General features: G+C 63.7%; 11 protein-coding genes and 2 tRNA genes. 11 read left to right on the forward strand and 2 right to left on the reverse strand.

Features of this window, described 5'->3' with window-relative positions; genetic code table 11:
- Positions 1 to 148: 148 nt before the first annotated feature.
- The 6 genes from VKP01_RS11205 (at position 149) to VKP01_RS11230 (ending at position 6,822) form a co-directional block, all read left to right on the forward strand.
- A complete protein-coding gene (locus VKP01_RS11205; RefSeq protein WP_324412305.1) occupies positions 149 to 988 on the forward strand; it encodes a DUF2182 domain-containing protein in 840 nt (279 codons plus the stop codon).
- A gap of 86 nt (positions 989 to 1,074) precedes the next feature.
- Positions 1,075 to 2,055 carry a quinone oxidoreductase gene (locus tag VKP01_RS11210; protein WP_324412307.1) on the forward strand — a complete coding sequence of 327 codons (981 nt, stop codon included), beginning with the start codon at positions 1,075 to 1,077 and terminating at the stop codon, positions 2,053 to 2,055.
- Between the two features lie 4 nt (positions 2,056 to 2,059).
- On the forward strand, positions 2,060 to 3,619 hold the full coding sequence (locus VKP01_RS11215; RefSeq protein ID WP_324412308.1) for an ABC transporter ATP-binding protein: 1,560 nt from the start codon (positions 2,060 to 2,062) through the stop codon (positions 3,617 to 3,619).
- Positions 3,609 to 4,679, forward strand: a complete 1,071-nt coding sequence (locus tag VKP01_RS11220) for an ABC transporter permease (protein ID WP_324412310.1) — start codon at positions 3,609 to 3,611, stop codon at positions 4,677 to 4,679. The genes VKP01_RS11215 and VKP01_RS11220 overlap by 11 nt, the downstream gene beginning before the upstream one ends.
- Entirely contained in the window at positions 4,676 to 5,596 is a 921-nt protein-coding gene (locus VKP01_RS11225) for an ABC transporter permease (protein WP_324412312.1), read from the forward strand. Before VKP01_RS11220 ends, VKP01_RS11225 begins: the two co-directional genes overlap by 4 nt.
- Positions 5,597 to 5,739: 143 nt before the next feature.
- A complete protein-coding gene (locus VKP01_RS11230; protein ID WP_324412313.1) occupies positions 5,740 to 6,822 on the forward strand; it encodes a BMP family ABC transporter substrate-binding protein in 1,083 nt (360 codons plus the stop codon).
- A gap of 65 nt (positions 6,823 to 6,887) precedes the next feature.
- Here the strand turns inward: VKP01_RS11230 and VKP01_RS11235 are convergent, their stop codons facing one another.
- Positions 6,888 to 7,871: a heparan-alpha-glucosaminide N-acetyltransferase gene (locus VKP01_RS11235; protein WP_324412315.1), complete on the reverse strand. Its 984-nt coding sequence runs from the start codon at positions 7,869 to 7,871 to the stop codon at positions 6,888 to 6,890.
- Between the two features lie 196 nt (positions 7,872 to 8,067).
- Here VKP01_RS11235 and VKP01_RS11240 point away from each other — a divergent pair, with 196 nt between their 5' ends.
- From VKP01_RS11240 to VKP01_RS11260, 5 genes are all read left to right on the forward strand, one after another.
- Positions 8,068 to 8,721 carry a cold-shock protein gene (locus VKP01_RS11240; RefSeq protein ID WP_324412317.1) on the forward strand — a complete coding sequence of 218 codons (654 nt, stop codon included), beginning with the start codon at positions 8,068 to 8,070 and terminating at the stop codon, positions 8,719 to 8,721.
- A 154-nt stretch (positions 8,722 to 8,875) separates the two neighbouring features.
- Positions 8,876 to 9,292, forward strand: a complete 417-nt coding sequence (locus VKP01_RS11245) for a DUF192 domain-containing protein (protein ID WP_324412323.1) — start codon at positions 8,876 to 8,878, stop codon at positions 9,290 to 9,292.
- Positions 9,293 to 9,430: 138 nt separating this feature from the next.
- Positions 9,431 to 9,507 (forward strand) — tRNA-Pro (locus VKP01_RS11250).
- A 58-nt stretch (positions 9,508 to 9,565) separates the two neighbouring features.
- Entirely contained in the window at positions 9,566 to 9,871 is a 306-nt protein-coding gene (locus tag VKP01_RS11255) for an ETC complex I subunit (RefSeq protein WP_324412319.1), read from the forward strand.
- Positions 9,872 to 10,045: 174 nt separating this feature from the next.
- Positions 10,046 to 10,122 (forward strand) — tRNA-Arg (locus VKP01_RS11260).
- Position 10,123: 1 nt separating this feature from the next.
- Here VKP01_RS11260 and VKP01_RS11265 read toward each other — a convergent pair.
- Positions 10,124 to 10,366, reverse strand: a 243-nt coding sequence (locus tag VKP01_RS11265) for a hypothetical protein (protein WP_324412321.1), incomplete at its 5' end; no start/stop codon positions are given.

The following is a 10,366-nucleotide window of genomic DNA, read 5'->3' on the forward strand; positions in this document are numbered from 1 at the left end:
GCATGGCTCGGGGAAGGTCGGGGATCTGCCGCGCGGCGCTGAGCCGAGTAAAGCACGCGCTTGCTTTCGATCAATGCAGCGGCTTCAATGGACGGACTAGGAGATCGTCACGAAAGTATCGGTTTCCTGCGCGAGGGAGCATGCGTCCATGACGGCGTTCAGGCAAAAATTCGGCCCGATCCTGCAACCGATGCCGGTGGCGATCACGGTGCTCATTCTGCTGACGGCGCTCGGCTGGGGGGTGATGTTCGCCGAAGCGATTACCATGTCTGCGGGTGCCGCCGCGTTCATGGAGGCGCTCTGCGCGCCCGCCGATATTCTCGGTTCGCGCTCGACGGCGGAAATGCTCTCGCGGCTCGGGGTGGCGATCGGCATGTGGATCGCCATGAGCGTCGCGATGATGCTGCCGACCGCGAGCCTTTTGATCGTCGGTTTCGCCGATCGCGTCGAGAACGAGTTGAGCGACCGGACCCGTGCCGCATCGCCGCTGGCCGTGGCGGCGGGGTACCTCGCCGTCTGGGTGATCGTGGCGATCGTGGCGGCAACGGCGCAGGCCTTCATCTCGGCCGCTTTGTCCGGCATCGTCCTGCCGCCTGCGACCGCGACGATTCTCGCAGGAGCCGTGATCGGCGCTGCCGGATTCTACCAGTTCTCGCCGCTCAAGCGCGCCTGTCTCGTGACGATCCGCCATCCATTCACGCAGGAGCGCGGGGCGGCAATGACGAGCAATCCCGCCGCCTTCCGGCTCGGCCTGCATCAGGGGTTGCTCTGTGTCGGCTGCTGCTGGGCGATGATGGGGCTGCTCGTGGTGCTCGGCGCCATGAACATTCTCTGGATGGCAATTTTCGCCGTGATCATGGCAGCGGAGAAGATGTTCGATTCGCAGCGCCTTCCCAATGCGATCGGCTTCGCCATGATCGCCGCCGGCGCCGCCCTGTCCGTCTCGGCAGTGGGGCTCGCCCCCTTGCGCGATGCAATCGGCCTGTGAGCAAATGCCTCTGACGACGCGATGGACGTTGCGGTAGGGCTGTCCCGCATCCTATGATCCGAAGCGAACGAGGGAGGAGACGGCCCATGTCAAAGACCATGGCGATCCGCATCTATGAGAATGGCGGACCGGAAGTCATGCGCTACGAAGACGTCGCCATCGGCGACCCTGGCCCTGGCGAGATCCGGGTGAAGCACACGGCCATCGGCGTCAATTACATCGACACCTATTTCCGATCCGGCCTCTATCCGGCGCCGAGCATTCCCTTCACCCCCGGCAACGAGGGTGCGGGCGTGGTCACCGCGGTGGGCGAGGGCGTGACCCGCTTCAAGGAGGGCGACCGCGTCGCCTATGCCGCGACGCTCGGCTCCTATGCCGAGGAACGGCTGCTCGAGGCCGACAAGGTCGTCGCCACGCCGGACGGCGTCGATGACGAGACCGCAGCGGCGATGATGCTGAAAGGCATGACGGCGCAATATCTTCTGCGCCGGACCTACCGCGTGAAGAAAGGCGACACCATCCTCTTCCACGCCGCCGCCGGCGGTGTCGGCCTGATCGCCTGCCAATGGGCCAGGCATCTGGGCGCCACGGTGATCGGCACGGTCGGCTCGCGCGAGAAGGGCGAGCTCGCCATGCAGAACGGTTGCGACCACGTGATCTATTATCGCGACGAGGATTTCGCCAAGCGCGTCGATGAGATCACCAAAGGCGAGCGCTGCCATGTCGTCTATGACGGCGTTGGCAAGGCGACATTCCCGGCATCGCTGGACTGCCTGCGCCCGTTCGGGATGTTTGCGAGCTTCGGCAACGCCTCCGGGGCGATCGAGGCCTTCAATCTCGGCCTGCTGGCCCAGAAGGGCTCGCTCTACGCCACCCGCCCGACGCTGTTCACGCATATCGCGAAACGGGCCGATCTGGAGGAGGTTGCTGGCGAGTTGTTCGATGTGGTCGCAAGCGGCGCGGTGAAGATCCCCGTCCACCATCGCGCCAAACTCGCCGATGCGGTCGATGTCCACAAGGCGCTCGAGGGTCGTGAGACCACCGGGGCCACGGTGATGAGCCCCTGAGCGAGTGAGCAAGACCGATTTGTCCGCCTCATCCTCCCCGAAATCCTCCTCTGGCGAGAAACTCGTCGCGCTGAAGGGCATCACGAAGCATTACGGCAATCTCGTCGCCAATGACGCGATCGATTTCGCGATTGCGCCCGGCGAGGTGCACGCGCTTCTGGGGGAGAACGGGGCGGGCAAATCCACGCTGGTGAAGATCCTTTACGGGGTGATCGAGCCGACAGACGGGGAGATCTTCTGGGAGGGAAAGCGGGTCGAGATCAATTCACCCGTCGATGCAAGAAATCTTGGCATCGGTATGGTTTTTCAGCATTTCTCGCTCTTCGACGAGATGACGGTGGCGGAAAACGTCGCCGTCGCTCTGACCGATCTCTCCTTCAACGCGGTGCGCAAGCGCCTCAAGCAGGTGAGTGAGGGCTACGGCCTGCCGCTCGACCCGGATCGCCGCGTCTGGACGCTCTCCGCCGGCGAGCGCCAGCGCATCGAGATCGTGCGCTGCCTGTTGCAGAATCCCAAGTTGCTCGTCCTCGACGAGCCGACTTCGGTGCTCACGCCGCAGGAATCGGAAGGTCTGTTCGAAACGCTGGAGAAGCTTGCCCGCGAGGGCAGGGCGATTCTCTACATCTCGCACAAGCTGGAGGAGGTACGCCGGCTGTGTCGCGACGCCACGATCCTGCGCGGCGGCAAGGTCGTCGCCAGCCTCGATCCGCGCGACAACAGTGCCAGGGAGATCGCCGCGCTTATGGTCGGGCAGGAAGTCGGCGATGTGGCGCGCCTGCCGAAGGCTCGCGGGCATGACGAGATTCTTCAGGTGCAGAGCCTCTCAATGCCCGCCCGCTCCATCCATGAGCGCCCCTTGCGCGATGTCGACATCGCCGTTGCCGCCGGTGAAATCGTCGGCCTTGCGGGCATTGCCGGTAACGGCCAGAGCGAGCTTTTCGCCGCGATTTCCGGCGAGAGGCCGGCGGATGAACCCGGCGCCGTGGTGATCGACGGGATCGCCGTGGGGCTCAAGGGGATCGATGCCCGGCGCAAGCTCGGCGGGGCTTTCGTCCCGGAAGAGCGACTCGGCCACGCCGCCGTGCCGGGTCACGGACTCGGGGACAATACTGTGCTGTCGCACCACGCGATCGGCGGCATCGTGAACAGCGGGTTCATCGCCTTCGAAAAGGCGCGGCGCATGGCGGCGAAGGTGGTGGGTGATTTCGACGTGCGCACGCCAGGCGCCGATGCACTGGCGCGCAAACTCTCAGGCGGCAATCTGCAGAAATTCGTGGTCGGACGCGAGATCGTGCGCGGCCCCAAACTTCTCGTTGTCGATCAGCCCACCTGGGGCGTCGATGCCGGCGCGGCGCGGGTGATCCGCCAGGCGCTGATCGATCTCGCGGCACAAGGCGCGGCGGTGCTGGTGATCAGCCAGGACCTCGACGAGCTCTTCGCCATCGCCGATCGCATGGCGGTGATCCATGAGGGGCATGTCAGCCGGCTGCGGCCGACGGGGGAATGGACGCGTGAGGCGGTTGGTCTCGAAATGATGGGGGTCGCGCCGCAAGATGCGCATTGAACTCGTCCCGAGAGTGGAGCCGAAGGCGTGGGCGCGCGCGCTCGCGCCGGTCGCGGCGCTGATCGTCTCCTTCGCCATTGCCGGGCTGGTGATCTGGGGGATGGGCCGCTCGCCAGTCGCAGCTTTCGATGTCTATATCTTGCAGCCACTCACTGACCCGTGGTCGCTGCGCGAGATCGCCATGAAGGCGACGCCGCTCGTCATCATCGCCATCGGCCTGTCCTACTGCTTTCGCGCCAATCTTTGGAATATCGGGGCAGAGGGACAATTCATCGTCGGCGCCATTTTCGGCTCCTGGCTTGCACTCGCCACCTATGGCACCGATGCGGGGATCTGGGTGCTGCCCTTTATGATGATCCTCGCCATGATCGGCGGCGCGCTCTACGGAGCGATTCCCGCCTTCCTGCGGGTGCGCTTCGGCGTCAACGAGATCCTGACCTCGCTCTTTCTCGTCTATGTGGCGCAACTGCTGCTGGATTATCTGGTGCGCGGCCCTTGGCGTGATCCGATGGGCTTCAACTTCCCGCAATCCGTCGTCTTCGACACCGCCGCGACGTTACCTGCGATCGCCGGGATGGGGCGGGTACATATAGGCGTGATCTTCGCGCTGATCGCGGTGATCGTGACCTTGATCGTGCTCGGGCGCACGCTGTTCGGCTACCGTTTGCGGGTGAGCGGGGATGCGCCGCGCGCCGCGCGTTTCGCCGGCTTCTCGCAGGCGCGCACCATCATCACCGTGTTCTGCATTTCCGGCGGGCTGGCTGGGCTGGCCGGGATCATCGAGGTCTCGGGCGTGCTGCGCCAGGTGCAGCCCTCGATCTCGCCGGGCTACGGTTTCACGGCGATCATCGTGGCCTTTCTCGGGCGGCTCAATCCGATCGGTATCCTCGTCGCCGGCTTCATCATGGCGCTGATCCTGATCGGGGGCGAGAACGCGCAGATCATGCTGCGGCTGCCGCTCGATCTCGCGCTTGCCTTCCAGGGGCTGGTGCTGCTCTGCGTGCTCTCGGCGGATGCACTGGTGAGCAATCGGTTGCGGATCGTGAGGGCGCGCGCATGACGACTTTCGAAGCCATTCTCTTCACCATCGTCATGGCCTCGACACCATTGCTGATCGCGGCGATTGGCGAGCTCGTGGCCGAGCGCGCTGGCGTGCTCAATCTCGGGGTGGAGGGCATGATGGCGATGGGGGCGGTGAGCGCCTTCGTCGGCGCCTTTCTGTTTGATTCAACCTGGATCGGCATCGCTTTCGGCATGATGGCGGGCGGGTTGATGGCGGCTCTGTTCGCATTGGTGGTGCTCGGCTTTGCCGCGAATCAGGTGGGCGCCGGACTGGCGCTGACGATTCTCGGGCTGGGCTTGTCGGGCGTGATCGGGGCACCCTTCGTCGGTGAGCGGCTGCCGCCCACACCGAGCCTGAAGATCCCGCTGCTCTCGGATCTGCCGATCCTGGGCAGCGCCGTCTTCTCGCAGGACATTTTCGTCTATCTCTCGCTGCTGCTCGTCGCCGGTGTGGCATGGTTCCTGATGCGGACGCGCGCGGGTTTGCGGCTGCGCTCCATCGGCGAGAACCACGGCTCGGCGCATTCCCTCGGCCTGCCGGTCCTGAAGGTGCGCTTCATGGCGGTGGTCTTCGGCGGGATCTGCGCGGGACTCGCGGGCGCCTATCTCTCGCTGGTCTATACCCGTTTCTGGGCGCCGAACATGACGGCCGGGCGCGGCTGGATCGCCGTGGCACTCGTTGTCTTCGCCGCCTGGCGACCCGGCTGGGCGCTCGTCGGCGCCTATATCTTCGGCGCCGCGACAGTGCTGCAACTGCATGCGCAGGCGGCGCAATTCGGGCTGCCTTCGCAGTTCCTCTCCGCCGTGCCATATCTCGCGACGATCATCGCATTGGTGATCCTCTCGGCGCGGCGCGGATCGAGCGGCGTCGGGGCACCGGGTTCGCTCGGCCAACCCTATGTGCCGGACCGTTAGCGACGCACAGGCGTGCGGCAGGCTGCACAACTATTGTGCTGCAGATGCTGCCGTAACGTGCTGAAGCAAAGCTGTTTTCTGTGGCATTGCGCCGGTTTCGGGGGCATGCCAATCTGTTGGAACCATCAAAAAGAGGGGTCGTCATGAAAAGACGGGATTTTGTAGCTGCCAGCGCGCTTGCCGCGATGATGGCATTCGGCGCTGTACCAGCCCAGGCCCAGAGCGATGAGCCGGTCAAGGTCGGATTCGTCTTCGTCGGGCCGGTCGGTGATTTCGGCTGGACCTATCAGCATAATCAGGGTCGCCTTGCAATCGAGGAAGCCTTCGGCGAACAGGTCGAGACGACCTTCGTCGAGAGCGTGTCCGGCGGAGATGCCGAGCGTGTGATCGAGCAACTGGCCCGTACCGGCCACGATCTGATCTTCACCACGTCCTTCGGTTACATGGAGCCCACCATCCGCGTGGCCGAGCGCTTCCCGGACGTGAAGTTCGAGCACGCCACGGGCTTCCGCCGTGCGGACAACGTCGCCACCTACAATGCGCGCTTTCATGAGGGTCGCTACATCCTCGGCCAGATCGCGGCTGAGATGACGGAGAGCGGCGTCATCGGCTATATCGGCGCCTTCCCGATCCCGGAAGTCACTGCGGGCATGAACGCGTATATTCTGGGCGCCCAATCGGTGAACCCGGATATCGAACTGCGTGTCGTCTACGTCAACGCCTGGTTCGACCCGGCCCGCGAGACCGACGCCGCCCGCGCGCTGATGGATCAGGGCGCCGACGTCATCGCCCAGCACGTCGACAGCCCGGCTGCAATGCAGACCGCCGCTGATCGCAGCGTCTACGGCTTCGGCCAAGCCTCCGACATGATCGATTTCGCCCCCGATACACTGTTGACCTCGATCGTCAACAACTGGACCGACTATTACGTCGATCGTGTGCAAGCCGTGATCGACGGCACGTGGGAGCCGAGCGACACCTGGGGTGGTCTGTCTGCCGACATGATCGGCATGGCGCCCTATACCAACATGCCGGATGATGTGGCTGAGCGCGCTGCCGCGACGGAAGAAGCCATCCGTTCAGGCGAGTTGAACCCCTTCACCTGCCCGATCATCGCGCAGGATGGCTCGGAAGTGCCGTGCGAGGGTGACGGCGTTCTCTCGGATGATCAGGTGCGCGGCATGAACTTCTTCGTGCAGGGCATCGCCGACAGCCTGCCGAACTGATCTGCGGCAGCCATCTGATGACCGCATGAGGGGCGCGCCTGCCGACGGCGCGCCCCTTTTTGATGTCAGGGGCTGATATCAAGCGGCGCGGCGGCGGTTGGATCGCGCCCGCGAGCGGCGCGGAAGCACTGGCCGGCAATATCGTCGATCAGCGCCTGTTCCTGAGGGCTTATGCTTCGCGCATCGAGCAGGCCCTCGAATCCATTACGCACGAGCGCGTCGCGCGTGCATGCGCAGGCGGGGGCGCAGATCGTGTTGTCGGTGCCGACAGCCATGCATTCCGCCACGCAAGCCTGCATGAACGTCGCCGGGGCAACGCTCGTCACCATGGAAAGCGGGTAGAGCGCACCGAGCAGGACCGGCTGGTGCAGGAGATAGATGACGAGGCTCCAGCGCCCGGCAACGGCAAGCCAGCGCGCCGGTCGGCTGCGTATCTGCAAGCGCGCGAGATACACGACAAGGCCGCGATCGAAGGCGATTCGTCCTGCCGCGACGCCGACGAGCACGGCGGAGAACCAGGGGAAGACAGGCTCGAAATCATTCGTCAGGGGCGGGGTCTCGAAGAAGCCGATCCAGGCGAGCCAGCGCGTATCGAAGGCGGGGGAGCCGTAAAACTGCGGTGCGGCGAAGACCACCAGCGCCGCCGCGAGCGTCAGCAGCGCCGGCGCGCGCAGGAAGGGCAGGGCGAGGATGCTGCCGGCTGCGATCATGTGCAGGATGCCGAAGAAAATGAAGGCATCGGGAAAGACCATGATCGTTGCGAGCGTGATCGCGCCGGCCGCTGCCGCAATCTTCACCAGGCGCCGCACGAATTTCGCCCAGCTCTGCCCGGCTTCGCGCGCGAATACGAGGCTGATTCCGACGATCACCAGAAAGCTCGTCGCAATGGCGCGCGCAAAGGCGACCCAGCCGGGCTCGCGACCCACATCCGTGGCGATGAAACCGAGAAAGCTCAGATCCCAGGCGAAATGGTAGATGACCATGGCCAGAATCGGCACACCGCGGGCAATATCGAGCGCATCGAGGCGCAAGCGCGTCGGAATCGCCATGAGGGCAGGTCTCCGGATCCTGGTGTCGTCATCGCGAAAGACCGACGCGACGTTCGGATGCAATGCGCGCAACCCCTGATTTCGCACCGCAGCAATGAAAGACAGGGACTGCACCCAATTCGGGCTTTCAGAATTGCACAGCAATGGTATCTTATGGTTAAGATTACATTGTCGTCGCGATTCGGTTGGTGAGTATATGTCTAACCATGATCCGCACAAACCGGGTGTCGCCACATCCGCGCAACACGACCCGGATCCGTCACGCGACACGGCTGCGGCGGGTCATGTCAGCGATCAGGGTGTCACCGCTGACGCGCAGGCGGCGGAAGCGCAACTTCAACTCTTCGAGATTACCGGTCGGATCAAGTGGTTCGACGTGGCAAAGGGTTTCGGATTCATCGTGCCGGACAACGGCTGGCCGGACGTACTGCTCCATGTGACCTGCTTGCAGAAGGCCGGTTTTCAGACAGCGCATGAGGGCGCCACGGTCGTCGTCGAGGCCGTGCGGCGTAGCCGGGGCTTCCAGGCTTTCCGGCTTGTTTCGATGGATGAATCAACGGCATTGCATCCCTCCGAGCTACCGATGCCGCGCACCCATGTCACCGTTGAGCCGACGAGCCCGCTGGAGCCTTGCGTCGTGAAATGGTTCAACCGCCTGCGTGGCTTCGGCTTCGTGACCCGCGGGGAGGGGAATCCGGATATCTTCGTGCATATGGAGACCCTGCGCCGCTACGGTATCGCAGAACTCCAGCCCGGAGAGACCGTTCTGGTGCGCTATGGCGATGGGCCCAAGGGGCTGATGGCAGCTGAGGTGCGACTGCCTGAGGGGCGGTTGCCCGCGTCCCACTGAGGCTGGTTTCGCAATGATGATCAAAATCTCGCTGCGGCGCGCGCCATGCGCCACAATGTCTTCGGGACGCGGTTTAGCAGGATTGTTGTTGCGCCCGACCGTGAATCGGTTCGTTGTTATTGCGCTGCTGGCGGCTGCGCTGCTCGCCCTTGCAATGCCCCTTCCCGGTTCCCACCAGGCGGCTTGGGCGCAGGATACCGATTCGCTGACCATTGTCAGTGGTGCGGATCGGCATGAATTCTCGATTGAACTGGTCGATACGCCGGAAAGCCGCGCGCGTGGTCTGATGTATCGCCGTTCGATGCCGGAAGATCATGGCATGCTGTTCGATTTCGGACGCGTTGACATGGTTTCGATGTGGATGCGCAACACCTATATCCCGCTGGACATGCTGTTCGTGCGCGCCGATGGCTCCATCGCACGGATTGCACGCGATACCGAGCCGCTCTCGGAGCGCTCGATTTCGTCCGGTGAGCCGGTTCTCGCCGTGTTCGAGATCAATGCCGGCATCAGTGATCGGCTCGGCATCACAGCCGGGGATCGCATCGACCACCCTCTATTCGCACAGTGAATCGGGCCTTTCCGGCGTTCAGCAATTATAAATCGTATCGCCCTATGATATTGCGCATGTCGGCACTGCGTGTGGCGCGGTCGAAGAGGCTTGCCATCCGTTCGCAAACCGCCTAGTTGACAACGTGTTGATCATCATCGGGGCGTAGCGCAGCCTGGTAGCGCATCTGCTTTGGGAGCAGAGGGTCGCAGGTTCAAATCCTGCCGCCCCGACCAGATGGCCAATTCCCGGTTCGCCGGGCATGGGGACGTTTCGAAGGATCTGAGGCCAAGCATGACCGCTCGCATCTTCAAACCCGCCCGTGGCGCAACCTCTTCGGGCACCGCGCGCACCAAGAAGTGGGTCCTTGTTTTCGATCAGTCCACGCCGCGAACGGTCGAGCCCTTGATGGGCTGGACCAGTTCCTCCGACATGACGCAGCAGGTAAAACTCTCCTTCGAAACGAGCGAGGAGGCGGTCGCCTATTGCGAACGCAATGGCATCCCTTACCGCGTCGAGCAGCCCAAGCAACCCAAGCGCCGTACGCTCGCCTATGCGGACAATTTCAAATACAACCGCGTCGGCGCCTGGACCCACTAGGCGTGGCGCAACAAGGTGGCGCCCCGGCACCGCCCTCGGCCCCGTAGCTCAGCAGGATAGAGCACCGGACTTCTATTCAGTTGGGCTATATGTCCTGTCTTATTCAAATCGCCAACCTTTTAGGTTTACCGGTGCGCCTCGTTAGGGAGTTTTGTTAGGGACTTTTCCAGTTCAGGCCCCGTAGCTCAACCGGATAGAGCGGTGGACTTCTAATCCACAGGTTGCAGGTTCGATTCCTGCCGGGGTCGCCATCTATTGTGGATATCCGATGCAGGGGAGGCGCCCGACTGTCTCGCGGAGGCGCGAGTCACTCGCGTTGATGTAGCGCATCGTGGTCGCGTTCGCCCCGAGTTCCGCCAGCGCCGTGCAGAAGGCTGCCCGGGTGTCGTGGAACCGATACCGGCCTTTGAGCCCTGCGCGCTCCAACGCCCGTCCCCAAGACTTGTGGATATCTTTGATCGGTCGCGGCACGCCCGTGCCCTTGTGCCGGTAGAG

The organism is Saliniramus sp., from assembly GCF_035311605.1.
In the GTDB taxonomy this organism is placed as follows: Bacteria; Pseudomonadota; Alphaproteobacteria; order Rhizobiales; family Beijerinckiaceae; genus Saliniramus.